At 70.9% G+C, this 26,484-nt stretch carries 18 protein-coding genes; 6 read left to right on the top strand and 12 right to left on the bottom strand.

Features of this window, described 5'->3' with window-relative positions:
• Nucleotides 1-67: 67 nt before the first annotated feature.
• Together AB0I81_RS42180 and ileS are read right to left on the bottom strand one after the other, a co-directional pair.
• Nucleotides 68-1,423, bottom strand: a complete 1,356-nt coding sequence (locus AB0I81_RS42180) for an FAD-dependent oxidoreductase (protein ID WP_360669628.1) — start codon at nt 1,421-1,423, stop codon at nt 68-70.
• Between the two features lie 162 nt (nt 1,424-1,585).
• The gene (gene ileS, locus AB0I81_RS42175) at nt 1,586-4,732 is read right to left on the bottom strand and encodes an isoleucine--tRNA ligase (protein ID WP_360669625.1); all 3,147 of its coding nucleotides are present in this window, start codon (nt 4,730-4,732) and stop codon (nt 1,586-1,588) included.
• A 467-nt stretch (nt 4,733-5,199) separates the two neighbouring features.
• On the opposite strand from ileS, the gene AB0I81_RS42170 reads away from it, so the two are divergent.
• The 3 genes from AB0I81_RS42170 (at nt 5,200) to AB0I81_RS42160 (ending at nt 7,110) form a co-directional block, all read left to right on the top strand.
• Entirely contained in the window at nt 5,200-5,589 is a 390-nt protein-coding gene (locus AB0I81_RS42170) for a TraR/DksA C4-type zinc finger protein (protein WP_360669622.1), read from the top strand.
• Between the two features lie 71 nt (nt 5,590-5,660).
• A complete protein-coding gene (gene lspA / locus AB0I81_RS42165) occupies nt 5,661-6,188 on the top strand; it encodes a signal peptidase II (protein ID WP_360669737.1) in 528 nt (175 codons plus the stop codon).
• On the top strand, nt 6,181-7,110 hold the full coding sequence (locus tag AB0I81_RS42160; RefSeq protein ID WP_360669619.1) for an RluA family pseudouridine synthase: 930 nt from the start codon (nt 6,181-6,183) through the stop codon (nt 7,108-7,110). The genes lspA and AB0I81_RS42160 overlap by 8 nt, the downstream gene beginning before the upstream one ends.
• A 31-nt stretch (nt 7,111-7,141) precedes the next feature.
• On the opposite strand, the gene AB0I81_RS42155 is transcribed toward AB0I81_RS42160, so the two are convergent.
• The 8 genes from AB0I81_RS42155 to AB0I81_RS42120 form a co-directional block, all read right to left on the bottom strand.
• Nucleotides 7,142-8,467, bottom strand: coding sequence for a serine/threonine-protein kinase (locus AB0I81_RS42155; RefSeq protein WP_360669616.1), 1,326 nt, complete (start codon nt 8,465-8,467; stop codon nt 7,142-7,144).
• 10 nt (nt 8,468-8,477) lie between these two features.
• Entirely contained in the window at nt 8,478-8,789 is a 312-nt protein-coding gene (locus AB0I81_RS42150) for an AzlD domain-containing protein (protein WP_360669613.1), read from the bottom strand.
• Between the two features lie 14 nt (nt 8,790-8,803).
• Nucleotides 8,804-9,466 (bottom strand): AzlC family ABC transporter permease, encoded by a 663-nt coding sequence (locus AB0I81_RS42145; protein WP_360669610.1) that lies wholly within the window; start codon nt 9,464-9,466, stop codon nt 8,804-8,806.
• Between the two features lie 23 nt (nt 9,467-9,489).
• Nucleotides 9,490-10,320 (bottom strand): AraC family transcriptional regulator, encoded by an 831-nt coding sequence (locus tag AB0I81_RS42140; protein ID WP_360669607.1) that lies wholly within the window; start codon nt 10,318-10,320, stop codon nt 9,490-9,492.
• Nucleotides 10,317-11,924: a serine/threonine-protein kinase gene (locus AB0I81_RS42135; protein ID WP_360669605.1), complete on the bottom strand. Its 1,608-nt coding sequence runs from the start codon at nt 11,922-11,924 to the stop codon at nt 10,317-10,319. Before AB0I81_RS42135 ends, AB0I81_RS42140 begins: the two co-directional genes overlap by 4 nt.
• 10 nt (nt 11,925-11,934) lie before the next feature.
• Nucleotides 11,935-13,785 carry a protein kinase gene (locus tag AB0I81_RS42130; RefSeq protein WP_360669601.1) on the bottom strand — a complete coding sequence of 617 codons (1,851 nt, stop codon included), beginning with the start codon at nt 13,783-13,785 and terminating at the stop codon, nt 11,935-11,937.
• A gap of 434 nt (nt 13,786-14,219) precedes the next feature.
• Nucleotides 14,220-15,284: an SGNH/GDSL hydrolase family protein gene (locus tag AB0I81_RS42125; protein WP_360669598.1), complete on the bottom strand. Its 1,065-nt coding sequence runs from the start codon at nt 15,282-15,284 to the stop codon at nt 14,220-14,222.
• A 255-nt stretch (nt 15,285-15,539) separates the two neighbouring features.
• Nucleotides 15,540-16,940, bottom strand: coding sequence for an amino acid permease (locus AB0I81_RS42120; RefSeq protein WP_360669596.1), 1,401 nt, complete (start codon nt 16,938-16,940; stop codon nt 15,540-15,542).
• 233 nt (nt 16,941-17,173) lie between these two features.
• Between AB0I81_RS42120 and dnaE the strand changes: the two genes are divergently transcribed.
• Nucleotides 17,174-20,707 (top strand): DNA polymerase III subunit alpha, encoded by a 3,534-nt coding sequence (gene dnaE, locus AB0I81_RS42115; RefSeq protein ID WP_360669593.1) that lies wholly within the window; start codon nt 17,174-17,176, stop codon nt 20,705-20,707.
• Nucleotides 20,708-21,108: 401 nt separating this feature from the next.
• Here dnaE and AB0I81_RS42110 read toward each other — a convergent pair whose 3' ends face one another.
• Both AB0I81_RS42110 and AB0I81_RS42105 read right to left on the bottom strand, forming a co-directional pair.
• The gene (locus tag AB0I81_RS42110) at nt 21,109-21,777 is read right to left on the bottom strand and encodes a response regulator transcription factor (RefSeq protein ID WP_360669590.1); all 669 of its coding nucleotides are present in this window, start codon (nt 21,775-21,777) and stop codon (nt 21,109-21,111) included.
• Between the two features lie 432 nt (nt 21,778-22,209).
• The gene (locus tag AB0I81_RS42105) at nt 22,210-23,355 is read right to left on the bottom strand and encodes a sensor histidine kinase (protein WP_360669587.1); all 1,146 of its coding nucleotides are present in this window, start codon (nt 23,353-23,355) and stop codon (nt 22,210-22,212) included.
• A gap of 539 nt (nt 23,356-23,894) precedes the next feature.
• On the opposite strand from AB0I81_RS42105, the gene AB0I81_RS42100 reads away from it, so the two are divergent.
• Nucleotides 23,895-24,773: a type II CAAX endopeptidase family protein gene (locus tag AB0I81_RS42100; protein ID WP_360669584.1), complete on the top strand. Its 879-nt coding sequence runs from the start codon at nt 23,895-23,897 to the stop codon at nt 24,771-24,773.
• Between the two features lie 305 nt (nt 24,774-25,078).
• Complete coding sequence (gene tnpB, locus AB0I81_RS42095; protein WP_360669581.1) at nt 25,079-26,473, top strand: IS607 family element RNA-guided endonuclease TnpB; 1,395 nt, start codon at nt 25,079-25,081, stop codon at nt 26,471-26,473.
• Nucleotides 26,474-26,484 lie beyond the last annotated feature (11 nt).

Raw genomic sequence — 26,484 nt, 5'->3', positions numbered from 1 at the left:
ACGTCCTGGTCTGCGTGTCAGCGGGCCGGGCGGATTCAGCGGCGGGTGGATTCAGCGGCGGGTGGATTCAGCGGGTCGGGCGGATGTTCTGGTTCAGGTGGAAGATGTTCAGGGGGTCGTAGGCGGTCTTCAGTGTGGTCAGCCGGGCCAGCTTCGCAGCCGGGTAAGACCGCCGCACGCCACGCTGCCCATCAGCCAGTTCGTCGGCCGTCAGCGAGTTGACGTACACCCCGCTCGCGTACGGCTCAAGTGACGCCCCGGCGGCACGGGCGGCGCCCATCCTGGCATCGTCCTGCGCGGGATCGGTCCAGCGGGAGCCGGCGCCGAACTCGAACATGGTGCCGCGATGGCCGAACGCCGCGTCCGCCTCCGGGACGTCGGCGATCGCGCCGCCGTGCGCCTGCAGCCCTGCGGACGGCAGGTACGGGTCCGCGCTCAGGTCGGCGCCGCCGCGCAGCAGGAACGCCTCGATCGCGGGGGTGGGGAACTCCCGCAGGTAGTGGGCCTTGGAGTAGCGGCGATAGGCGTGGCCGCCGGTGGAGTCGTCCCGTCGCTGGAGTTCGAGGTAGGACGGTGTGGTGACGCGCGAGGCGACGGGACGCCCGAGCGCCCGCAGCGCGGGGAGCAGCCGGCGGCCCTCGGCCGGGTCGCCGACCCACACGAACCCGACTGTGGCGATCGGGCCGGTGGGGCCGCTGTGGACGTCGGCGGTGAAGGTCGCCTGACGGGGCGCGACGGCGTTCAGGTCGCGCCAGCCCTCGATGACCGGCACGGCGTCCTCGGCGCGGAAGTCGAACTCGGCGACCAGCGTCCGCGTGCCGGTGTGATGCAACCGGAACTCGAACTCGGTGACGATGCCGAAGTTGCCGCCACCGCCGCGCAGGCCCCAGAACAGGTCGGGGTTCTCGGCCCGGCTCGCGGTCACCACGTCCCCCTCGGCGGTGACCACCGTGTAGGAGACGACGTTGTCGCAGGCCAGGCCGTACTGGCGGGCCAGCCAGCCCATGCCGCCGCCGAGCGTGAGCCCGCCGACGCCGGTGTGCGAGACGTTGCCGGCGGTGGTGGCCAGCCCGTACGCCTGGGAGGCCCGGTCCAGCGCGCCGAGCAGCGCGCCGCCCTGCACCCGGGCCCGGCGGCGGGCCGGGTCGATCCGCACGCCGCCCATGGGAGTCAGGTCGATCATCAGACCGTCGTCGGGGACCGCGAAGCCGGCGACGTTGTGGCCGCCGCAGCGCACGCCGATCTCCAGGTCCCGTTCCCTGGCCAGCCGTACGGCGGCGACCGCGTCGGCGACGCCCGCCGCGCGGACGATCATGCGGGGGCGCCGGTCGACCATGGCGTTCCAGACGGTGCGGGCGGTGTCGTAGCCGGCGTCGCCAGGCGTGAGGAGCTGGCCGTCGAAGCGGGTCGCTGTTGTTGTCATGCACTCAGCCTGGCGGGAATTGGTACACCTGATAAGGACCGATTCCGCAGGCCGTTCGAGTACCAATTTCGGCCCGGCCCCCCGACGGGAGGCCGGGCCGAAGGCCAGACGCGGCCCCGACCGGAGGCCGGGCCGGGGGTCAGGCGCGCCCCCCGACCGGGGTCAGGCGCGGCGGAGCTGGAAGGTCAGGCCGAGGTCCTCGTCCGTGTGGGCGGCCAGGCCCTCCTGGGCGCCTTCCGCGAGGGTGGCGGCCAGGACCTCCTCGCCCACCACGTGGCCCTCCGAGCGGAGCGCCGTGGCCAGCTCGGGGGAGGAGGTGGTCCACCACAGGTCGATGCGGTCCGTGATCGACAGGCCGGTCGCCTTACGGGCCTCCTGCACCAGCCGGATGACCTCGCGCAGCAGGCCGGCGCGGCGCAGCTCGTCGGTCAGCTCCAGGTCCAGGGCCACGGTCTCGCCCGTGCCGGTGCCGATCACGCCCCGCTCCACCGCCCAGCCCGAGCGGGGCTGCTCGTTGACGATCACCTCGTCGGGGCCGAGCATGATCTCGCCCAGCTCGTCCGCCTCCACCATGACCGTCGAGCCGGAACGCAGGGCCCTGGCCACGCGGGCGGGCTCGGCGGCGGTGACCGCGGCGGCCACGAGCTTGGTCTGGGAGCCGAAACGCTTGCCCAGGGCTCGGAAGTTGGGCTTGACCGTGTAGGACACGAGGTCGGCGCTGAAGCCGGACATGTCCTCCAAAGTCTGGACGTTCAGCTCGTCGGCCACCAGGGCGCGCAGCTCGTCCGGCAGCGCGGGCCAGGCGTGCGCCCCCACCAGGGCGCGCCGCAGCGGCTGGCGGTTCTTGACGCCCGAGGAGGCGCGGGCCGAGCGGCCCAGCTCCACCAGGCGCCGCACCAGGGCCATCTGGTCCGACAGGGCCGGGTTCAGCAGGTCCTCGCGCACCTCCGGCCAGGCGGTCAGGTGCACCGACGCGGGCGCGTCCGCCCCGCGCAGGACGTCCCAGAGGTGGTCGGTGATGAACGGCGTGATGGGCGCCATCAGCCGCAACACCGTCTCCAGGCACTCGTACAGGGTCGCGAACGCCTCCTGCGAGCCCTGCCAGAAGCGGCGGCGCGAGCGGCGTACGTACCAGTTGGACAGGTCGTCGAGGAAGTCGGCCAGCCGGCGGCCGGCGCGCTGGGTGTCGTAGTCGTCCAGGGCCGCGGTGACCTCGGCGACCGTCCTGTGCAGCTCGGCCAGCGCCCAGCGGTCGAGCAGCGGGCGCCGCTCGGCCGGGGGAGCCTGCGCGAGCATGGCCGGCGACCAGGACTCGGCGCCCGCGTACAGGGTGAAGAAGGAGGAGGTGTTCCAGAGCGTCAGCAGGACCTTGCGGACGATCTCCTCCAGCGTGTTGTGCCCCACCCGGCGCGCCGCCCACGGCGAGCCGGAGCAGGCCATGAACCAGCGCAGCGCGTCGGCCCCGTGCTGGTCCATGAGCGGCATCGGCTCCAGGATGTTGCCCAGGTGCTTGCTCATCTTGCGGCCGTCCTCGGCCAGGATGAGACCCAGGCACAGCACGTTCTCGTAGGAGGTCTGGCCGAACACGAGCGTGCCGACGGCCATCAGCGAGTAGAACCAGCCGCGCGTCTGGTCGGTGGCCTCGCAGATGAACTGCGCCGGGTAGGCGCCCTCGGGCTTGCCGCGCTCGCCCCACTGGGCGAACGGCATGGAGCCGGAGTCGTACCAGGCGTCGATGACGTCCGGCACGCGGCGGGCCTCGGCGCCGCAGGAGGGGCAGTCGAAGGAGACGTCATCGACGTACGGGCGGTGCGGGTCGAGCGCGGAGACGTCCCGGCCCGCGAGCCGGCCCAGCTCCTCCATCGAGCCCACGCACGTGACGTGGGACTCGTCCTGCGTGCACACCCACAGCGGCAGCGGCGTGCCCCAGTAGCGTGAGCGCGACAACGACCAGTCCACGTTGTTGCGCAGCCACTCGCCGAAGCGGCCCCACTTGATCGTGTCGGGGTACCAGTTGGTGCCGGCGTTCTCCGCCAGCATCTGGTCCTTGATCTCGGTGGTGCGGATGTACCAGGAGGGCAGCGCGTAGTAGAGCAGCGCCGTGTGGCAGCGCCAGCAGTGCGGGTAGCTGTGCTCGAAGTGGCCGCCGCGGTACAGCAGGCCGCGCGCCCGCAGGTCCTCGGTCAGCTCCTCGTCGGCGTCCTTGAAGAACCTGCCGCCGACCATGGGCACGTCGTCGAGGAATCGGCCGTCGGGGCCGATCGGGTTGACGACCGGCATGTCGTAGCGCTTGATGACGGCCAGGTCGTCGGCGCCGAAGGCGGGCGCCTGGTGGACCAGGCCGGTGCCGTCCTCGACGGTGACGTAGTCGCCGAGCACCACGTAGTGCGCGTCGGGGATGTCGACCAGGTCGAACGGGCGGGTGTAGGTGGTGCGCTCCAGGTCACGGCCGGTGAAGCGGGCCACCTCGGTGGCGTCCTCGCCGAGCACCGACAGCAGCGGCTCGGCCACGACCAGGACCTCGCCGCCGGCCGTACGGGCGGCGACGTAGGTGACGTCGGGGTGCACGGCGACCGCGGTGTTGGAGACCAGCGTCCACGGCGTGGTCGTCCAGACCAGCAGCGCCGCGCCCAGCTCGGCCAGCGGGCCCGAGGTGGCGGGCATGCGGACGTAGACCGACGGGCTGGTCACGGTCTCGTAGCCGCCGGGCTGGCCCAGCTCGTGGTCGGACAGGCCGGTGCCGCAGCGCGGGCAGTAGGGGGTGATCCGGAAGTCGCGGAACAGCAGCCCCTTGTCGAAGACGACCTTCAGCGACCACCACACCGACTCGACGTAGGACGGGTCCATGGTGCGGTAGGCCTGGGACAGGTCGATCCAGTAGCCCATCCGCTCGGTCATCTGCTCGAAGGCGTCCACGTGCCGCAGCACCGACTCGCGGCACTTGGCGTTGAACTCGGCGATGCCGTACGCCTCGATGTCCTTCTTGCCCGACAGGCCCAGCTCGCGCTCGATGCCCACCTCGACGGGCAGGCCGTGGCAGTCCCAGCCCGCCTTGCGCGGCACGCTGAAGCCGCGCATGGACTTGTAGCGCGGGAACAGGTCCTTGAACACGCGCGCCTCGACGTGATGCACGCCGGGCAGGCCGTTGGCGGTGGGCGGCCCCTCGTAGAAGACCCACGCCGGGTTGCCGGCGTTCTGTTCCACGGAGCGCTCGAAGATCTTCCCGTCCCGCCAGCGGTCGAGGACCTCGCGCTCGAGCGCGGGCAGGTCGACCTGCGCGGGAAGAGAGCGGAACGTTGGGGAAGACATCTCGGGCGGGACCTCCACGCTTATCGGCCGTCTGGGCTGTGCGTGAAGGGACGAAGCCGTACGGCTCCGCGGTACCACCCTTCTTGACCCCGGCACGTGCCGGAGCCCTCTTCGTTTCGATCCGCAGCCGGTTCTAGTGAGCTCGTGAGAGCCGTTCTTCCGGCGGCTCCGGGGTGATATCCCTCACAGTCGGGCCCCATCAACGCCTTGCAGTCTCAAACCATAACGCAGAGTGGAGGCGAAGGCTTCCTCGTTTTCCCGGTGGCGGCCCGCTCCCGCGACGCCCGTTGGTACGCAAGTCGTAAACGGCGCAAAGAAGTGGGAATGGACACCTCTGGGGAGGAGTTGAATGCGCGAGGCGGGATAGTACGGGGGAGGTAAACCGTTCGGCGGGTCGTTTGCCGTTCCGTTATCCGGATCCTAGGCTGCCCGCACCCTTACGGCCTTGATGAGCAATGGAGGCAGCCATGGCGGCAGTCACGCAGACCGCTACACCCTCGACGTGGTCGGAAGAAGAACTGGCCGAGGTACGCGGCATGCTTCAGACGGAGGTCGACGAACTCGAGGCGGACATCTCCCGCCACGAGTCGGAGATAGCCTCGGGGGACGTCACCCAGGGGGCCGGCGATGACCAGGCGGACGCCGGCGCCAAGACGTACGAGCGCGAACGCGAGATCGCCCTTACCCTGAATGCGCGCGATCTGGTCGCGCAGAACCAACGTGCGATCGCCAGGATCGACGCAGGGACCTATGGAGTGTGCGAATCGTGCCACAAGCCGATCGGCAAGGAACGCCTTCAGGCGTTCCCGAGGGCGACGCTGTGCGTGACCTGCAAGCAGAGGGAAGAGCGCAGGTAGAGCCGCCGGCGGGGCCCCCGCCGGAGCCCCCGGTGGTGCGCCCTCGCAGGGGCCTGATCGTCGTCCTCGTCGTGCTGGCGGCCGTGATCTACACGGCCGACCTCATCACCAAGACGGTGGTGCTGCGCACGCTGGAGGGCGAGCCGCCGCTGGTCATCGCCCCCGGTGTGCTGCAGTTCCGGGTGATCTTCAACTCCGGCGCCGCGTTCAGCATCGGCACCGGGATGACGTTCGTCTTCACCCTGATCGCGGCCGGCGTGGTCGTGGCCATCGTACGCACGGCGCGCAAGCTCGGCAGCCGGTCCTGGGCGATCACGCTCGGGCTGCTGCTGGGCGGCGCGACCGGCAACCTCACCGACCGGCTGCTGCGCTATCCCTCCGGCATCGGGCGCTCATCGCAGCTCCAGGGGCACGTCGTCGACTTCATCGAGGTGCTCCCCGGCAACTTCCCGGTGATCGACTACTTCCCCGTCTTCAACATCGCCGACTCGGCGATCGTCTGCGGCGGCATCCTGGCGGTCATCCTGGCCTGGCGCAACGTGCAGATCGACGGATCCAGGGAGATCGACGGGCCGAAGGGGGCGAGCAAGGGTGAGTGAGCAGCGCAGCCTCCCCGTACCCGACGGCCTGGAGGGCGAGCGGCTCGACGCCGCGCTCTCGCGGCTGTTCGGCTTCTCCCGCACCCGCGCGGCCGACCTGATCATGGCGGGCGAGGTGCTGGTGGACGGCCGCCAACCGGCCAAGTCGGACCGGGTGAACGCCGGCGCGTGGCTGGAGGTCACGATGCCGCCGCCGGTCACCACGCCCATGCCGGTGGCCGAGCCGGTGCCGGGCATGACCATCGTGTACGAGGACGACGACGTCGTCGTGGTCAACAAGCCCATCGGGGTGGCCGCGCACCCGACGGTCGGCTGGACGGGCCCCACCGTGATCGGCGGCCTGCTCGGCGCCGGGCACACCATCGCCACCAGCGGTGCCGCCGAACGGCAGGGCATCGTGCACCGGCTGGACGCCAACACCACGGGCGCGATGGTGGTGGCCAAGAGCGAGCACGCCTACTCGCATCTCAAGCGGGCCTTCAAGGAGCGCACGGTCGACAAGCGCTACCACGCGCTGGTCCAGGGGCATCCCGACCCGTTCAGGGGCACGGTGGACGCGCCCATCGACCGGCATCCCTCGGGGGACGGCCGCTTCGCCGTGGTGGCCGGGGGCAAGCCCTCCGTCACGCACTACGACACGGTCGAGGCGTTCCGTGCCGCGTCGTTGCTGGACATCAAGCTGGAGACCGGGCGTACGCACCAGATCCGGGTGCACATGTCGGCGCTGCGCCACCCGTGCGTCGGTGACCTGCTCTACGGCGCGGATCCGACGCTGGCCTCCCGGCTGGGGATCACGCGGCAGTGGCTGCACGCGATGTCGCTCGGGTTCGAGCACCCCTCGACGGGGGAGTGGATCTCCTTCAGCACCGAGTATCCCGAGGATCTGCGGAAGGCGCTGGACGTCGTACGCGAGGAGTCCTGAGGGCCGCCGGAGATCCACGTTGCCAGAGCTTCTAGAGGTCGCTCTGCTCGGCGTTCTGCTTGTCCTCGTCCGACGCCTGGTCGTTGTCGGAGCCCTCGACCCGGCCGGAGGTCTCCTCCGGCTCCGGCTCCTCCTGCGGCTCGGGCTCCTGCTCCTTGGACTTGCTCGGTTCGGGGTCCTGCGACGGGCTCCGCTTGGCCGGGGACCCCTCGCCGGACGGCGTGCCGGACCGACCGTCCGCGGACGGCGAGTTGTCCGGCGGGACGACCTGCCGTGGTGCCGTCTGCCGCGGGGTGACCTGCTGCGGGATGCTCTGTGACGGGGTGCGCCGGGGCGTTTGGCCCTGTTGCGGGCTCTTCGAGGTCACCACGGCGGGCACGATCCCCCCGTCGGACGGGCTTTGCGAGGACCACCAGGCCGCCCCGCCCGTGACGAGCCCGACCAGCAGCGCGCCCCCGGCGATCGCGGCCAGCGGCAGCAGCCTGCGCCGCCGCCGCGGCACCCGCGGCGCGGTGACGGGGCCGGTCGGCTCGGGAGGGCCGCCCGCCAGGACCGCGGTCAGCCGCCGCTCTGCCTCGTCCAGCGACATGCGCTCGGCCGGGTCCTTGCGCAGGAGCCCGTGCAGCACCGGCGCGAGCGCGCCCGCGCGGGCCAGCGGTTCGGGCTCGGCGTGCATGACCGCGCCCAGCGTGGCCAGGGCGTGGTCCCGGTGGAAGGGCGACTTGCCCTCGACGGCCATGTACAGCGTCACGCCCAGCGACCACAGGTCCGACGCCGGCCTGGCCCGGCCGCCCGCCGCGCGTTCCGGGGCCATGAAGGCGGGGGTGCCGATCAGGATGCCCGTCCTCGTGACCGGCGCCTCGTCCTCGGTGGTGGCGATGCCGAAGTCGGTGAGCACCGCCCGCCCGTCCTTCGTGAGCAGCACGTTGTCCGGTTTGACGTCCCTGTGCAGCACGCCGGCCGCGTGCGCGGCGCGCAGCGCCTCCATGAGCTGGATCCCGACGCTCGCCGCGTCGGTGAGGGACATCGGGCCGTCCTCGCGGATCAGCTCGCCCAGCGTGCGGGAGGGCACGAGTTGCATGACGATCCAGGGGTGGCCGCCCTCCTCCAGGACGTCGTACACGGCGGCCACGCCGGGATGCGCCACCCGGCCCGCCGCCCTGGCCTCGCGGAAGGTGCGTACGGCGAACTCCTCGCGCTCGGGCCCGCTCATGTCGGGCGGCGGCAGCACCTCCTTGACGGCCACGTCACGGCCGAGCACCTCGTCGTGCGCCTGCCACACCGTGCCCATGCCGCCTTTGCCGATCGTTCTGAGCAGTCGGTATCGCCCGCCGACCATTACCGCTGAATCGGACATGCATCGGCGACTACCCCATAAAAATCCGGGCAAGCGCGGTAATAACGGCCGCTGAGACGAGAACGACGAGAAAGGGCGCGCGCAGCAGCAGCGCCACGACCGCCGCGCCGAGACCCGCCGCGCGGGCGGGATCGAAGCTCAGCGCGCCTTCCTGCGTGAACGTCTGCACCGCGACCAGCGCGGCCAGCAGCGCCACCGGCACCAGTTCCGCGAACCTGCGGACCCGCGGATGGTCCAGGACCCGCCGGGGCGCGGCCAGCCCGGCCAGCTTCAGCGCGTAGCAGCCCACGCAGACGGCGGCGATCGCCCACCACAACGTCATCGACCCGCCCCCATTCATCGGGCCATCACCACCAGCACCGCGAGGGCCGACAGCAGCACCGGCACGCCGGAAGGCAGGAACGGGCTGGCGCACAGCGCGATCACCGCCGCGCCCGCGGCCAGCCCGCGCAACTCCGCGCTCTCGGCCAGCCGCGGCCACAGGATGGCCAGGAACGCGACCGGTCCCACCACGTCCAGCCCCAGCACGCCGGGGTCGCCGAGGAACGAGGTGCCGTACGCGCCCGCCAGCGTGCTCAGGTTCCAGAAGAGGTACAGGCTGGCGAACGTGGTCACGAAGCCCGTGCGGGCCGCCTCGGGGGTCGGCTGGGCCATCGTCACCGCCGTGGTCTCGTCGATGACGCCGTGGGCGGCCAGCAGCCTGCGCGGGCCGCGTACCCGGAGGAGGTCGGCCATGCGCAGGCCGTACAGGGTGTTGCGGCCGCCGAGCAGCAGCGCGCCGAGGGTGGCGGCCACCAGGTCGCCGCCGGCGGCGACCGCCCCGGTCAGCGCGAACTGCGAGGCGCCGGTGAACGCCAGCAGGCTCAGCACGCACGCCTGCGGCACAGACAGGCCCGCGGTGATCGCCGCGGCGCCGAAGGCGAGGCCGGACAGCCCCACGGCCAGGCCCACGCCGAGACCGTCCCGCACGGCGGCGGAACGGGGTGTTGTGTCCTTCATGTGACCTGAGGCTATGTACCAGGTCAAACGTCAGTCTTGTACGTTCCTGCAGCCCGCTGGTACGCCGCGGGCGGCACGCCCACGATGCGCTTGAAGTGCCGGTTCAGGTGGGCCTGGTCGCTGAAGCCCACCTCGGTGGCCACCCGGGCGGGACGCACGCCGGCCTGCAGGAGGCGGCGCGCCTGGCGTACCCGCAGCGAGGTCAGGTACGCGTGCGGCGGCATCCCCGTCGCGGCCTTGAACGCCCGCAACAACGCGAACGGCCGCGCGCCCACCACGCCCGCCAGGTCGTCCAGCGTGGGCGGATCGACGAGGCTCTCGTGCAGCACGGCGAGCGCCTCGCGCACCGCCCGCCTGCCCTCGGCGGGCAGCACCGGGTCCGGCCGGGGAGCGGCGTGGCGGGTCAGCAACCGGGCGAACAGCGTACGGCTCAGCGTCGAGGCGGCCAGCGCGTCGCCTCGCTCGGCCGCCTGGTGCGCCCGCCCCAGCAGCGCCGCCACCTGCTCGTCGCGCACCACCTGCTCGGGGAAGTGCGGCGTGCCGCCGGGCGCGCCCAGTTCCCGCGCGATCCCCGCCAGCGCCTCGATCGACGGATAGAGCATCCGGTAGGCCCACCCGCCCGGCGTCCCCGCCTGCCCCGTGTGCACGGAGTCGGGGTTGACCAGCACCATCTCGCCCGCGGCCGCCCGATGCAGCGTGCCCCGGTAGTCGAACTCCTCCACCCCCGAGACGATCAGCCCGATGGCGTAGCCGTCGTGCGCGTGCCGCGAGAAGCGGTGAGTGACGTAGCGGGCCTTGAGCAGGTCGGTCTCCGGCACCGCCGGGTGCCGCCAGAAGGTGGCCTGCTCTCTCACAGCGGACGGAAGGTCTCTGCGAACTTCTCGAAGTAGTGCCTGTCCCTGGACCACTGGGCGGCCGGGGCCTCCCAGTACAGGGCGAACGGGCGGCCGCCGGCGGTGCGGAAGCCGCGGTTGATCACGTGGATCCGCTGGCCGTTCCTGACTCTGGTGAACTCCCAGTCGGCGGCCCGTACACCCTGGTAGGAGAGTGAGGTGATGCCGATGCGGCGGTACTCCTTGAACTCGCCCTTCGCCCTGATGTCCCTCTCCAGCGCGGCCCAGTGCTGCTTCGGGTCGTCCCACGCGATGTCGGAAGCGGTCCACTCCACGATCAAGGTTCCGGAGGAGCCGGGGCCCTGGATGGAGACGCTGTCCCTGGTCGGGTGCTTCTTGATCTGCCAGCGCTCGGGGATGGCGATCTCGAACGCGCCCGGCGCGCTCCTGTAGTCCTTCCACCCGTCGGGCACCGGCACGGCCGTGGGGGTCGGCGTCTCACTGGGCGTCTCGGTAGGTTCGGGGGTGGGTGTCGCGGTCGGTGTCGCCGTGGGGGTGCCGGTGGGCAGCGGCGCGGCGCTCCAGCGGTCGGACAGCAGCACGCCGCCCGTGCCCAGCACGGCCACGACCGCCACCGCCGCGGGAACCCCGATCCACAACGCCCTGCGGCTCCTGCGGACCGGCTCGGACGCCGTCCGGTACAGCCCGCTGTCCGGTACGCCCGGATCGGTCGTCAGCCCGCCAGCGGCCCTCTGAGGCCCGCCGCCTGCCTGGGACGGCATGGCGGTGAGCCCGCCGCCGCCATCCGTCCACTGGGGGGTCGTGGGCGCCAGGGCGGCCTCGTGCAGCAGCCGGGCGGCCTGTTCCGCGGGCATCCGCGCCGCGGGGTCGCGCCGCAGCAGCCCCATGATCACCGGCTCCAGCGTCCCGGCCCGCGTCGGCGGCTCCGGCTCGTCGCGCAGCACCGCGGCCACCGTCGCGGCCCACGAGTCACGTTTGAAGGGCGGCCTGCCCTCGACGGCCGTGTACAGCGTGGCGCCCAGCGACCACAGGTCCGACTCGGGGCGGGCGGGGTCGCCGTTCAGCCGCTCGGGCGGCATGTAGGCGGGCGTGCCCACCAGCCCGCCCGTCGCCGTGAGCGCCGCCTCGGTCTCCATGGAGGCGATCCCGAAGTCGGTCAGCACCACCCTGCCGTCGTCGGCCAGGAGCACGTTCTCGGGTTTGACGTCGCGGTGCAGCACCCCGGCCGCGTGCGCCGTGCGCAGGGCGTCGAGCAACCGGCCGCCGATCACCGCGACCTGCCCGGTGCGCAGCGGCCCGCCCTCGCCGACCACCTGCGCCAGCGAGCGCGAGCGGACGAGCTGCATCACGATCCACGGCCGCCCGTCCTCCTCCACGACGTCGTGGATGACGACCACCGACGGATGGTCGAGCCGGCCGGCCGCCCTGGCCTCCCTGATGGTGCGGCGGTTGAGCTCGGCCCGCTTGGCGTCGCCCACGCCCGTGTAGCGCACCTCCTTGACCGCGACCGTACGGTCAAGGAGTTCGTCGTGCGCCCGCCAGACCACGCCCATGCCGCCTTCGCCGAGCGGCTCTATGAGGCGGTAGCGGTTGCTGACGTGCACGGAGCGCAGCTTACTTGGCGGGCACGAAAGTCGCGCAGAAGCCTTCGAAGAAGGAGTAGTCGTCCTTCCAGTGGCTGTTGAGCGTGTGCCAGTAGATGGCGTACGCCTTGCCGTTCTCCGTGACGAATCCCCTGTTGCGCACCCGGGTCTTCCCCGTGTTGGTGTTCCAGGTGAAGTCCCAGTCCGCGGCGGCCTTCTGGTAGTCGACCCGGTTGATGCCGAGCTTCTTGTAACCGCCGAAGTTGTGCTTGAGCGACGGCTCCTGCTTCTTCCAGTCCTTGTACGGATCCGTGCCCGGCTTGGCGGCCTCCTCGATCAGCACGTACGCGTTGGAGGCGGCGCCCGGCCCCTTGAACCTGACCTGCCTGCCACCGCGCGACCAGACGTCCCAGCCCTTGGGCAGCCCGATCTTGAAACCGAGCTTCTTGTCCGTGTACATCTTCCACCCGGCCGGCAGCGGGTCCTCCTTCTTCGTCTCCTTGGGAGACGCGCTGGGACTCTCGGTCGGGGTCGGCGACGCCGGCGGGGTCTCCGTGGGGGTGGCCGACGGCGACGCGGGCGCCTCCTGCGTCGGGCTCGACGTGACGGTGGCCGCCTGCGCCCCGGGATCCTCCCGCTGCCCCTCCTCAGGGGCCGAGCGCAGGCCGAGGTAACCGCCCACGCCCGCCACCAGCACGACCGCCACGGCCGCCGCCACGACCAGCCCGGCCCGGCGCGGCTCCGGCCTGCCCGACTCCACCGTGGGCTCGGCCGGAGGCGTCGGCGGCTGCACCGTCAGCATCTGCGGGATGCGCGCGCCCGTCTCGGGAACGGCCTCCTGCGCCGCCGGGGCGGCGGCACGCAGGTTCGGGTCGGTCGGGGTGTCGTCCTCGACGGGCGCGTACGGGCGCCTGGCCTTGGCGGGGCCCGGCCGCTTGGGCTTGGCGGGCGTCTCGGCGGGACGCTTCGGCTCGGCCGGCGGCACGCGCAACTCCTGCGCGCCGGTGAACTGCGCGGTCGGGTACGCGGCGGCCGGGAACTGCGCCGTCGGCGGCGGGCTGGCCTGCACGAGGGCCTGACGCAGCATGTGCTGCGCCTCCTCGAACGTCACCCGCTGCACCGGCTCCTTGATCAGCAGCCCCGCGATCACCTCGGTGAGCGGCCCCGCGTGCGTCGCGGGGTCGGGCTCGTCGGTGAGTACGGCGTGCATGGTCGCCAGCGCCATCCCGCGCTCGTGCGGCGAGCGGCCCTCCACGGCCGTGTACAACGTCGCGCCCAGTGACCACAGGTCGGACTCGCGCCGCGCCGGCAGGCCCTTGAGCCGCTCGGGCGCGATGAAGGCCGGCGTGCCCGCCAGGCCCGTCACGGTGAGCTGCGTCTCCGTCTCCAGCGTGGCGATGCCGAAGTCGGTGAGCACGACGCGGCCGTCGTCGGCCAGGAGCACGTTCTCGGGCTTGACGTCGCGGTGCAGCACGCCCGCCTCGTGGGCGCGGTGCAGCGCGTCCAGCATGGCCAGGCCGATCTCGGCCACCCGCTTGGGCGGCAGGGGCCCGTCCTGCTTGATCACGGCGCCCAGTGAGCGCGACTGGACGAGCTGCATGACGATCCAGGGACGGTCGTCCTCCTCGATCACGTCATGAACGACGATCACGTTGGGATGCTCGAACCTGGCCGCCGCCCTCGCCTCGCGCATCGTGCGCCGGTTCAGCAGCTGCACCTCCTCGCCCAGGGCGGCGGCGTACCTGACCTCCTTGACCGCGACCGTGCGATCAAGGAGCTCGTCGTAGGCGCGCCAGACCACGCCCATACCGCCCCTGCCGATGGGTTCCTGCAGCTGGTAGCGGCCGGCGATGCGGCGTCCGTCCTGCTTGCGATCCGACATCAACGGCCTCAAACCCTCCCTCTAGGCCAAGAAATACTCCCATAGGCAGGGATCAACGGCGACTCACTCGAAGGCCAGTCCGCTATGTGAGAAGGGCTGCCCAGCAGGTGGGGGCACAGATGTAAGGTTTCAGTATGACCTGGAGCGGAATCCTGGCGGTCACGGCTGGGAGGAAACGTCGGCGCGGGAGGGTCTCCAGGGCCCGAGCGGTGCAGTAAGGGAAGGAATCTTCGCGCAGGCGTCCTCCCGCCTGTGTGAGCTGCTACCGTTTTCGCAGCGGTGGCGGGGTTGAACGCACCCGGCTTGCCGGGGAACGGCTTTGTGATCTGTTATCGACATCGCACTCGCGGTATGGCTCGCCGTACCGGGCAGTGAGTCACGCTGCCGTTCGCGGACCGCCTCTCAGGACGCGGACATCCACGGGTGTGGCGGGCTCAGGAGGCGGTGGCCAGCTGGAAGTTGTTCATCTGGCGGCCGGGGCCCGCGGCGATCTGCTTCGTGATGAGCTCGGCGAAGCGGCGGTAACCGTCACCCGTCGGGTGGTAGCTGCGCGCGTTGACCGTCAGCTCCTTCACGTCCACGGCCAGACCGTTCAGGAACGGCTGCGCCTGCCCCACCTCGTGGCCGGTGAACGCCGCGTAGGCGTCGACGTACTCGGCGCTCCCCGGCGCCCCGAAGGCCGCGATCGTACGGTCGAAGTCCGCCACCACCGACCCCACGGTGTCGTTGAGCCGCCGCGTCATGCCGTTCACCCAGAGCTGATCGGTCACGGTGAGGTTGTCGACGCTCTGGGTCGGCTTCTCGGGGAACGGGCGTGGGTAGCCGAGCACGACGATCCGCGCGGCGGGGGCGCGCCCGCGCAGCTCCCGCAACACCTTGAGCATGCTCGTACGCAGCTCCTCGATGCGCTTGCCGACGGCGGCGTCCTGGTCCACGCAGGCCGACGACCACGGGATCTTGACGATGCAGCCCGTCAGCACCTTGCTGAAGCCCGCGTCGTTGCCCCCGATGCTCAAGGTCACCAGGCTGGTGGCCGAGGTCACGCGGGTGACCTGGGGCGGGTGGCCGTGCTGGCCCGACAGGAGTTCGCCGCTGGTGGCGCCGCTGCAGGCGTAGAAGTCGGTGCCGCCGCCGAACCGGTAGGCCTGCGCGACCAGCGGCACGTACGAGCCCGCCGACCGGTGACAACGATCGGCCCCGTCGTTGAGCGGCTGCTTGTCCAGTTCGTAGACTCCTTCGCCGGAGGAGTAGGAGTCGCCGAGCGCCACGTACCCGCCACTCTGGGCCACCTGCACCGGCGTCAGCCTGACCGCCTTCGGCAGTTCGCCCCGGGGTTGCGACGTGGTGGGGCAGCCGGCGTCCAGCACGGCGCAGGCCAGCTTCGGATAGATCTCCAGGGGCAGGAACGCCAGCGCCAGCGCGACGCCGATGGCGGCGGCCGCCGCGCTCTGGAGGATCCTCCGGCCGCCCAGCTCTCTGGCGGGGAGCGGCGGCGGCAACTCGTCCGGCCGTTCGTCCTTGATCGGCGGTCGCGTTTCCTCCGGCCGTTCGTCCTTGATGAGCGGTCGCGTCTCGTGCGGGCGTTCGTCCTTGATGGGCGGGCGGGTCTCGTCCGGATGTTCGTCCTTGATGGGCGGTTCTCCGGCCTCGTCCAGCCGTGTAGCCTCGTCCAGCGCGACCTCCCCAGCGGCGGCTCCTCCTGTTGCGCCATCGAGACTACCCAGCCGATGATCGGCGCGGGCGTGGCCCGGCCGTCAGGGTTGAGATTCCGGGCCCGCCGCCTCCGCCGCCCCTGCCGCCACGATCTCGATCTTGGCGGAGGCGCGTCGGCGGGAGACGGCCAGCCAGCCCAGCGCGATCCCCATGGCCAGGGCCGGGATGAGGTAGAAGGCCACCTGCTGGTCCCGGTCGGCGAACGGCATCAGGAGCACCACCAGCGCCAGGAACGCGAGCGTGATCCAGTTGGTGTAGGGCGTGCCGGGCATCGGGAAGTCCGAGCGATGCCCCGTACGGCGCAGCCTGACCTGGCAGTACACCAGGACGCCCCAGGTCGTGACCACCCCGAGGGAGGCCACGGCGGTGGCGATGTTGAAGGCCCGTTCCGGCAGGTAGTAGAACAGCGCCACCCCCGTGAGGAGCATGGACGCGGTGAACACGATGCCGCCGATCGGCACGTGCCGGGAGCTGAGGGTGCCGGTGAAGTGGGGGGCCTCGCGCTTCCTGGCCATCGTACGCAGGATGCGGCCGGTGGCGTACAGGCCGGAGTTGCAGGACGAGAGCGCGGCGGTGATCACCACGAGGTTCATGGCGTCGGCCGCCCAGGGCAGGCCGAGCCCGGAGAAGACCGTCACGAACGGGGACTCGCCCGCGCGGTAGGCGGTCCACGGCAGGACCATGGCCAGCAGCACCACCGACCCGACGTAGAAGATCGCGATGCGCCACACCACGCCGTTGATCGCCTTCGGCATGACCTCGTGCGGCCTGGCCGTCTCGCCCGCCGCGATGCCGACCAGCTCGATCGACGCGTACGCGAACACCACCGACTGCAGGCTCATCAGCACCAGCGGGAACCCGGTGGGGAAGAACCCGCCGTGCGTCACCAGGTTGTGCGGACCGGCTTCGCCGACCGCGAAAACGACCAGTACCAGGCCGACGACCAGGAAGACTGTGATGGCCAGGACCTTGAGCATGGCGAACCAGAACTCCAGCTCGCCGAACAGGCGCACCGACAGCAGGTTGACCACCAGGACGAAGCCGAGCGCGATGAGGGCCGTGAGCCATTCGGGGAAGGCGGGGGCCCAATATCGGATGTACGTGGCGATGGCGGTCAGTTCGGCGATGCCGGTGGCGGCCCAGTTGATCCAGTACATCCAGCCGCTGGCGAAGGCCGCCCAGGGGCCGATGAACTCTCCGGCGTACTCGACGAACGAGCCCGAGGCGGGGCGGTAGAGCACCAGCTCGCCGAGCGCCCGCATGACGAAGAACGCCGCGATCCCGGCGGCGGCGTACGAGAGCACGAGCGCCGGGCCCGCGGCGGCCAGCCGGCCTCCGGCGCCGAGGAACAGGCCCACGCCGATCGCGCCGCCGATGGCGATCATCTGGACCTGCCGGTTGCCCAGTGAAGGCCGGTATCCCTCGTCGGTCTGCGATTGCACCGAGTGACTCCTTGATTACCTGACGTGATGACGAGGATATCGGTGCCACCGACCGCGCCGTCCCCGCCGCGCCGGTCTGCCCGACGTCCGGCCCGACCCCACCCCCTCCGCGCCGCGTCTCCGCGCCCCGGGGTGTTGCTGGTTCGCCGGGCGCTCGGGTCGGCCTCGGGAATTGTCGGTCGCCCGCGTTAAGGTCGTATCGAACAACCCATCGAGATGTGGGAGGTGTTTCCGTGCCGTCCGGCGACTCGTTCGTTCATCTGCACGTGCATACGGAATACTCCATGCTCGACGGGGCCGCCCGCCTCAAGCAGATGTTCGAGCACGTCGGCGACCTGGGCATGCCCGCGATCGCGATCACCGACCACGGCAACCTGCACGGCGCCCACGACTTCTACCGCCAGGCCACGGCCGCCGGGATCAAACCGATCATCGGCATCGAGGCATACGTCGCACCGCAGTCGCGCCACCACAAGAAGCCGGTCCTGTGGGGCGAGCCGTACCAGAGAGGGGACGACGTCTCCGGGGGCGGCCACTACACGCACCTGACGATGTGGGCGCGCGACAGGACCGGCCTGCACAACCTGATGCGGCTGTCCTCGCGCGCCTACACCGAGGGCTTCGTGCGCAAGTGGCCGCGCATGGACGCCGAGCTCATCGCCGAGCACGCAGGCGGCCTGATGGCCACCACCGGCTGCCCGTCGGGGGAGGTGCAGACGAGGCTGCGGCTCGGGCAGTACGACGAGGCGCTGCGGGCCGCCGCGAGGTACCAGGAGATCTTCGGCAGGGACGACTACTACCTGGAGATCATGGACCACGGCCTCGCCATCGAGCGCCGCGTTCGCGACGGGCTGACCAGGATCGGTCGTGAGCTGAACATCCCGCCGCTGGTGACCAACGACTCGCACTACACCCACGAGTCCGACGCCGCCTCACACGACGCCCTGCTGTGCGTCCAGACCGGCAAGCAGCTGTCCGACCCCGACCGCTTCCGCTTCGACGGCAGCGGCTACTACCTCAAGTCCGCCGATGAGATGCGCGCGGCCGACACCTCCGAGTTGTGGGCCGAGGGCTGCCGCAACACGCTGCTGGTGGCCGAGAAAACCGATCCGAGCGGGTTCTTCGAGTTCAGGAACCTCATGCCGGTCTACCCGGTTCCCGAGGGCGTGACGGAGCGCGAGTTCTTCCGCCGCGCCGTCTGGGAGGGCATGGACCGGCGCTGGCCGCAGGGGTATGACGAGCGGCACCGCGCGCAGGCCGAGTACGAGATCGGGATCATCGAGCAGATGGGCTTCCCGAGCTACTTCCTCGTGGTCGCCGACTTCATCATGTGGGCCAAACAGAGCGGCATCCCGGTCGGGCCGGGGCGGGGTTCGGCGGCGGGGTCGCTGGTGGCGTACGCGATGGGCATCACCGACCTCGACCCGATCAGGCATGGCCTGATCTTCGAACGGTTCCTCAACCCCGAGCGCGTGTCCATGCCCGACGTCGACATCGACTTCGACGAGCGCAGGCGCGGCGACGTGATCCGTTACGTGACGGCGAAGTGGGGCGCCGACAAGGTCGCCATGATCGCCACGTTCGGCACCATCAAGGCCAAGGCCGCCATCAAGGACGCGGGGCGGGTGCTGGGCTACCCCTACGCGCTGGGCGACCGGGTCTCCAAGGCGTTCCCGCCCACCGTCATGGGCAGGGACATCCCGCTGTCGGCGATCTTCGACGAGGGCCATCCGCGCCACGCGGAGGCGGGCGAGCTGCGCCGCCTCTACGCCGAGGACGCCGACGTCAGGGCGACGATGGATCTCGGCAAGGGCCTGGAGGGCCTGATCAGGCAGACCGGCGTGCACGCCGCCGGCGTGATCATGTCGGCCGAGGTGCTGACCGACCACGTACCGGTCATGCGCCGTGACTCCGACGGCGCGATCATCACGCAGTTCGACTACCCGACGTGCGAGGCGCTCGGCCTGCTGAAGATGGACTTCCTGGGCCTGCGCAACCTCACCATCATGGACGACTGCCTCAAGATGATCGAGGCGACCACCGGCGAGAAGATCGACCTGCTCGGGCTGCCGCTCGACGACCGCAAAAGCTACGAACTGCTGGCCAGGGGCGACACGCTGGGCGTGTTCCAGCTCGACGGCAGCGGCTCGCGCGCGCTGCTGCGCCTCATGCGCCCCGACCAGTTCGAGGACATCTCCGCCGCGCTCGCGCTCTACCGCCCCGGCCCGATGGGCGCCGGCTCCCACACCAACTACGCGCTGCGCAAGAACGGCCAGCAGGAGATCACGCCGATCCACCCCGCGCTGGCGGAGCCGCTCAAGGACATCCTCGACACGACCTACGGCCTGATCATCTATCAGGAGCAGGTCATGGCCATCGCCCAGCGCGTGGCCGGCTACTCCCTCGGCGCGGCCGACCTGCTGCGCCGCGCGATGAGCAAGAAGAAGAAGGCCGAACTGGACGAGCAGTACGCCTCCTTCGAACAGGGCATGAGGGACAACGGCTACCCGGCCGCCGCCGTCAAGGCGCTGTGGGACATCCTGCTGCCGTTCTCCGACTACGCCTTCAACAAGGCCCACACGGCCGCCTACGGCCTGATCGCCTACTGGACCGCCTACCTCAAGGCCAACCATCCGGCCGCCTACATGGCCGCGCTGCTGTCGTCGGTCAAGGACGACAAGGACAAGTCGGCCCTCTACCTCAACGAGTGCCGCCGCATGGGCATCAAGGTGCTCCCGCCGGACGTCAACGACTCCGACGCGGACTTCACGCCACGCGGCACCGACATCCGCTTCGGCCTGTCGGCCGTCCGCAACGTCGGCGCCAACGTCGTGGACGGCATCATCTCCGCGCGCCGGGAGAAGAGCCGCTTCACCGACTTCAAGGACTTCCTGCGCAAGGTGCCGGCCGTCGTCTGCAACAAGCGGGTGATCGAGTCGCTGGTCAAGGCGGGGGCGTTCGACTCGCTGGGGCACGCGCGGCGGGGCCTGATGATGGTGCACGAGCGGGCCGTGGACATGATCGCCGACATCAAGCGGAACGAGGCCATCGGGACCTATTCCATCTTCGCCACGGGCGACGGCGGCGAGGACCAGACCTTCGTCGTGCAGGTCCCGGAGAGGGAGTGGGACAAGGACACGCTGCTGCAGTTCGAGCGGGAGATGCTCGGGCTGTATGTGTCCGACCATCCGCTGTTCGGCGTCGAGCACATCCTGGCGGCGGGGGCCGACTGCTCGATCGCGGCCGTGCAGGACGAGAGCCGGGCCGACGGGGAGGTGGTGACCGTGGGCGGCATCCTGAGCGGGGTGCAGCGCAGGGTCACCAGGAAGGGCGACACCTGGGTGCTGACGCAGCTGGAGGATCTGGCGGGGTCGATCGAGGTGATGATCTTCCCGTCGGCGTACCTGCTGTGCTCGACGCTCCTGGCCGAGGACGCGATCGTGTTCGTCAAGGGACGCATCGACAAGCGCGAGGACGTCGCCAAGATCATCGCCATGGAGGTGACGGCCCCCGACCTCACCGCCGGATCCGCCGGCCCACTGCTGGTAAGCCTGCCACTGGCCCGCTGCACGCCGCCGGTGGTGGAGCGACTGAAGCAGATCCTCAGAGCCCACCCGGGCGCCTCGGAGGTGCATTTGCAGGTACACGACGGCCCTCGAACGACGGTGCTACGCGTGGCCGACGGGCTGCGAGTGTCCCTTACCCCTTCCCTGATGGGCGATCTCAAGCAACTCCTCGGGGCAGCTTGCCTGGCCGCCCCCTTTTGAGGGCTTCGTGCATTTTTTACGGCTTCGCGCGGTGATGTCCATCCGCCGCACGGGGCTGGCGTCTGTCCAGGGAGACGCTCACGGGGCGCACATGGCCGGGCACCGCACGCAAAGCCCGCATCATGACCCGCAGAACCCTGCGTCGCGACCCACGGAGCGCGCGTTGCGCGCGGTGTGGCCACGACACACCGACGCACGCTGTGGCCACGACGCCCGTTGCTGCGGGCCGTGACGCTCGCTCAGTGGGGTCCGACCCGGGCGGGCAGCGTGAACGAAGCGCGCCCTTCGCCCTGATCCGCCGTGACATACAACGTCCTCTTGGCCGTTGCCGTGGTGACCGTCGGCCTGCGGGGCCGTGGCCGTGGCCCTATTGGCTGGGTCACGGTGTGGGGTTGGCTGGGTCACAGTGGGTTGTCGTGGTCGGTGGCGGGGGTGGTGGTGCGGAGGTGGAGGGCCAGGCGGGTGCGGTCGCGCAGGCCGTACTTGCGTAGCAGGCTGGTGACGTGGTTTTTGACCGTGCCCTCCGTGATGAGCAGCCGCGCCGCGATCTCGCGGTTGCTGGACCCGGCGGCGACCAGGTCGGCCACCTCCGCCTCTCTGGCGGACACGCCCTCCTGGTGGGGCGACGGACTGGGCGTGGGCGGTGTACGGCGGATCTCGGCGACCAGGCGCTCGGCGACGGGCGGGGCCAGCACGGTCTCGCCGCGACCGGCCCGGTGGATGGCGTCGACCAGTTCCTCCGGGGTGCAGACCTTGAGCAGGTAGCCGACGGCGCCGGCCCGCAGGGCGCCGAAGATGTAGTCGTCCTCGTCGAAGGTGCTCAGCACGATCGCGGCCACGCCGGGATGCCTGGCCGACAACCGGGCGATGAGCTCGACACCGTCCATCCTCGGCATCCGCGCGTCCACCAGCGCCACGTGCGGATCGCAGGCTTCGACCACCTCCAGCGCCTGCTCACCGTCAGCGGCCTCACCGACCACCTCGATGCCGTCCTCGATCTCCAGCATCTTCCGCAACCCCTGCCGGATGAGCTCCTGATCGTCAGCCAGCAACACCCTGATCGTCGTCACTCCACCTCCTCCGCCAGCGTCCCGCTCGCTGTCATCGCGCCCCTTCACGGTGCCGCCTGGCAGCGCCCTGATCGTCGTCGTCCTCCGCCAGTGTCCCGCTTGCTGTCACCGCAACCCTCCGCAGTGCTGCCCGACAGAACTCTGATCGCCGTCACTCCACCCTTCGCAGTGCCGTGCCGCCCGAGGGACTCTGGTCGCCATCACCCCACCTGCTCCGTCGTGCCGCCCGGTGAGATTCTCAACGCCTTCACCCCATCTCCAGCGGCGTGAGCACGGCCACGGCCTCTTGCGCCGCCCGGAGCTTTCGCCTCCTGCCCGGCCCCCGAGCTCTCGCTCCTGCCCCGCCCGGCGCTCTCAACTCCTGGTCGGCCGGCCTGGCCCTCTCGCCTTCCCTTCCGCCTGGTGCTCTCTGCACGGCGGATGTTGCGGCGCTCATGACGCTCTCCCGGCTCGTATTCGTGGCTCCGTCAGTGCGGGGAGCTCCGCCCGTACCTCGAAGCCGCCTTCGGGGCGGTTGCCCGTGAGCAGGGTGCCGCCCACGGCGCGGGCGCGCTCGGCGAGGGAGCGCAGGCCGAAGCCGCCGCGTGCGTCGCCGTCGCGACCCCAGCCGTCGTCGGTGACCGCCAGGATCACGCGCCCGCCGTCGAAGGTCAGCCGACCGTGTACGTGGCGGGCTCCGGCGTGCCGTACGGCGTTGGTCAGGCCCTCCTGCAGCACGCGGTAGAGGACCAGCTCCACGTCCGGATCCAGGGGCAGCTCACCGCCCTCCACCTCGAACGACACCGCCAGCCCCGTGCCGTCGAAGGAGGCCGCCAGCCGCTGCAGTGCCGTACTGCTGACGTGCCCTTCGAGTGCGAGCGGCCGTAGTGCGCGCACCCAGCGGCGGGCGTCGGTCAGGGCCGCCACGGTGGTGTCCTTAGCCTGCCGCACCTCGTCCCAGGCGGCCTCGGGACGGCGGGAGCGGAAGCGTTCGGCGTTCTCCAGGCTCATCTTGATCACCGTCAGGTGGTGGCCGATGGAGTCGTGCATCTCCGCGCCGATCCGCGCCCGCTCCTGGGCCACGGTCAGCTCCCTGACCCGAGCCAGCAGCCGCTGCGCCTCGGCCCGCCTGCGCCGCGCCTCCAGCACGGCCGACGTCATCCCCAGTACGAACACGGCGAACACGACGAACGGCACCGTCTGCACGATGGCGTTCTCCACCTCGCGCCCGAAGACCACGATGACCGAGACGAAGAGGAAGCAGCTCAGGTAGCCGATGATGACGGAGGCGGCCCGCATGCCGTACACGAAGGCGACGTTGGCGACGGCGAGGAGCGTCAGGAGTTGGTGGACCTCCGCCGAGCCGGTCAGCCCGAGCATGAAGGTCGCCAGCAGGAACAGCACCGGCATGGGCCGCCGCCAGCCATCCCCGCGCCGCCACGGCAGCAGGAGCCACAGCGCTGCGACGAGCGCCAGGTTGATCCCGAAGGCCAAGGTGGAGACGATCTCTCCGGAACGGATCCAGTGCCCGGCCTCGGTGGCCGCCAGCACCACCCAGAACACGACACTGAACAGGACCGGCCGGTCCGGATCGCGCAACCGGACCAAACCACGCGAGGCCAGACAAAGCAGCTCCGAATCGCGCACCCAGGCCAGACGAGACACCACCAATCTGCGGCTAGAGGTGAGACGAGACGGTTTCAGGTCGCATAGCGGGGACGGTCGAGGCGGTTCGGCGCTGCGTGCCGGGGTCGGGTGGGGCAGCCCCAGGTCACGTGGCCGAGACGGTGGAGGCGGTTCGGCGTCGCGGGTCGAGGTTGGGTGGGGCAGCGTTGGGTTGCGCGGCTCCGGGGTGGTCGGGGTGGTTCGGTGTTGCGGGTCGGGGTCGGGTGGGGCAGCTTCAGGTTGCGTGGCCGGGGCGGTGGAGGCGGTTTGGCGTTGCGTATCCGGTGGGACGGGACAGCTTGAGATCGCGTAGCCGGGCCAGACTGGCCTCGGCCAGACGGGGCGACATGGCTTTGACCTTAGCTTGCCGGGCAGGGCGGGGGCATCGTACTGACGGCCCATGACCATGGTCATGGACAGTTCCACCCGTCGTCCGATGCGCCGCCACCACCCGGCTACCTAGCGTGGCCCACATGAAAGCCACCCATCCCATCTGGGCGGTGCTGATCGCCGTCTTCCTCATGTTCGCGCAGGTTCTGCTGCCCACCTTGCCCCTGCCTCTGCTGCTCGACCCCGGCCACCCTCTCTACCGGCCGCTCGGCACGGCCGGCACCACCCTGGCCGCACTAGGGCTCATCTACCTGGTGCGCCGCTTCCTCTATCGCCGTCCATGGCGCGGACTGGGACTCGGTGGATCCTGGCGCGCGGTGCCGCATCTCCTGGCCGGCATCCTGGTGGCCGGGCTCGCGGTGGCCGCCGCCAACCTGCTGTCGGTGACGCTCGGCGCGGCCACCTGGGTGCCGTGGGATGTGATAGCGCCGCAGTTGCCCTACTTGCCGCTCGCGATCGTCTTCACGATCTTCCTGGGCCAGGCATTCCCTGAGGAACTGCTGTGGCGCGGGCATCTGTACGACACGCTGTCGGACCGGTTATCGCCGAGAACCGTGCTGCTGGTGACCTCCGTGGTGTTCGGCGCGCTGCACATCATCTCCCAGAGCCCGGCGGACACGGTCGCCGAGCGCCTGCTCTACGTGGTCCAGGCGATCGCGCTCGGCTTCATCTGCGGGGCGGCGCGGGCTCGCACGGGGACGGTGTGGATGGCGGTTGGCGCGCATACCGGTTTCCACCTCGGCAATATCGCCGCGCCAACCCAAGACATCCGGTACGACGTGCAGCTCATCATCCTGACCTGCGCACTCGTCCTGGCCGGGCTCCTCCTCCTGGGCCGACGCAGGGCAGGGGAGGGCACGACGGGCACGACGGGCACGACGGGCACGACGGGCACGTCAGGCACGTCAGGCACGTCAGGCACGACCACGCCGGAACGCTCAGAGAGCGGCCTGACCGGTTAGGGCCTCGGGCATGGGCTCTGCTGGTCCTGGGGCTCCGCTGGTCCCAGGCAGGACCCTCCGATCCGGAGCACGGTCCTGCTGACCTCAAGCAGGGCCCAGCAGGCCCCGGGCGAGGTGCTGTTGGTCTGGGGCAGGCTCCAGACGGTTCTGGGTGGGATGTGTTGGTCTACGGCGGAGTCCAGTCGGGCCCGGCCGAGGTTCCGCTGGCCCGGGGCGGGGTTGAGTTGGTCCTGGCCGAGGTCCGCCAGTCCAGGGACGGGTTCAGTCGGTCCCGGGTGAGGGTCTGTCGGCCCGGGGGTGGGTGAATGCAGGTCGTCCGGGCCTACCGGTACGCGCTCGATCCCACCCCCGCCCAGGCCCGCGCCCTGGCCGCGCACTGCGGAGCGGCGCGGTTCGCGTTCAATTGGGGCCTGGCGCTGATCAAGGCCAATCTCGGCCGGCGCGCCGCCGAACGCTCCTACGGCATCTGTGGCGATGAGCTGACGCCGTCGTTGCCGTGGTCGATGTACGCGCTGCGCAAGGCGTGGAACCAGGCCAAGGACGAGGTCGCGCCGTGGTGGCCGGAGTGTTCCAAGGAGGCATACGCCTGCGGTCTGGAACGCCTGGCCGCCGCCCTGAACAACTGGGCCGCCGCCCGCATGGGAAAGCGTAAAGGCCGGGTGATGGGCTTCCCGTCGTTCCGGTCCAGACGCAAGACAACCCCGTCGGTGCGGTTCACCACCGGGACGATCCGCCTGGACGGGCGCACCCATGTGGTGCTGCCGAGGCTGGGCCGGATCAAGACGCACGAGTCCACCCGCAAGCTCGCCCGCCGGATCGAGGCCGGGACGGCGCGCATCGCGTCGGCGACCGTGCGCTGGGAGGCGGGCCGCTGGCAGGTGGCGTTCAGCGTGCACGTCGACCGTCCGGTCCGGGTGCCGCGCCGCCCGGACGCGGTCGTCGGCGTGGATCTGGGCGTGCGGACGCTCGCGGTGTTCTCCGACGACCGGCCACCCGCAGCCAACCCCAAGCATCTGGCCGGCGCGTCCAAGAGGCTGCGCCGGGCGGCCCGCGCGGTGTCACGGAAGATCGGCCCGGATCGGCGCACCGGACAGCAGCCCTCCCAGCGCTGGCTGCGCGCCAACGCCGTCCGCAACCGGGCGCAGCACCGGGTGGCGGCACTGCGCCGCGACGCCCTGCACCAGCTCACCACCGGCCTGGCGCGCGAATACGGCGCCATCGTCATCGAAGACCTCCACGTGGCCGGCATGCTCCGCAACCACCGCCTGGCCAAGGCCATCTCCGACGCCGGCTTCGGCGAGATCCGCCGCCAACTCACCTACAAGACCGTCTGGAACGGCGGCCGGCTGATCGTGGCCGACCGCTGGTACCCCTCCTCCCAAACGTGCTCGGCCTGCGGGACAGCGAAAACCAAGGCGTGCCAGCCGGCCTGTGTGAAACCGGTGGCCGGGCCGCTGCCCCTGTCCGCGCGCACCTTCACCTGCCCGGCCTGCGGACTCGCGATCGACCGGGACCGCAACGCCGCACGCAACCTCGCATCCCTCGTACAGCACGTCGCCGGGAGTGGCCCGGAGACGGTAACGGACACGGAGCCGACCAGAAGACCCCGCCCAGCGGGGCCGGTGGCCATGAAACGTCTACCCCGCATCGGGCGACCGGGCAAGACGGGGACCTTCACCCAGCAATGGGCGAATCACTGAGATTAACTAAT

The sequence above is a fragment of the Nonomuraea sp. NPDC050404 genome (assembly GCF_040655495.1).
Taxonomy (GTDB): domain Bacteria; phylum Actinomycetota; class Actinomycetes; order Streptosporangiales; family Streptosporangiaceae; genus Nonomuraea.
This window is presented reverse-complemented; position numbering and strand designations above follow the sequence as displayed.

Coding starts and splice junctions, on each gene's coding strand:
- AB0I81_RS42180 (WP_360669628.1), bottom strand. CDS start 1,423: ATGACAACAACAGCGACCCGCTTCGACGGCCAGCTCCTCACGCCTGGC.
- ileS (WP_360669625.1), bottom strand. CDS start 4,732: ATGTCTTCCCCAACGTTCCGCTCTCTTCCCGCGCAGGTCGACCTGCCC.
- AB0I81_RS42170 (WP_360669622.1), top strand. CDS start 5,200: ATGGCGGCAGTCACGCAGACCGCTACACCCTCGACGTGGTCGGAAGAA.
- AB0I81_RS42155 (WP_360669616.1), bottom strand. CDS start 8,467: ATGTCCGATTCAGCGGTAATGGTCGGCGGGCGATACCGACTGCTCAGA.
- AB0I81_RS42150 (WP_360669613.1), bottom strand. CDS start 8,789: ATGACGTTGTGGTGGGCGATCGCCGCCGTCTGCGTGGGCTGCTACGCG.
- AB0I81_RS42145 (WP_360669610.1), bottom strand. CDS start 9,466: ATGAAGGACACAACACCCCGTTCCGCCGCCGTGCGGGACGGTCTCGGC.
- AB0I81_RS42130 (WP_360669601.1), bottom strand. CDS start 13,785: ATGTCGGATCGCAAGCAGGACGGACGCCGCATCGCCGGCCGCTACCAG.
- AB0I81_RS42100 (WP_360669584.1), top strand. CDS start 23,895: ATGAAAGCCACCCATCCCATCTGGGCGGTGCTGATCGCCGTCTTCCTC.
- tnpB (WP_360669581.1), top strand. CDS start 25,079: ATGCAGGTCGTCCGGGCCTACCGGTACGCGCTCGATCCCACCCCCGCC.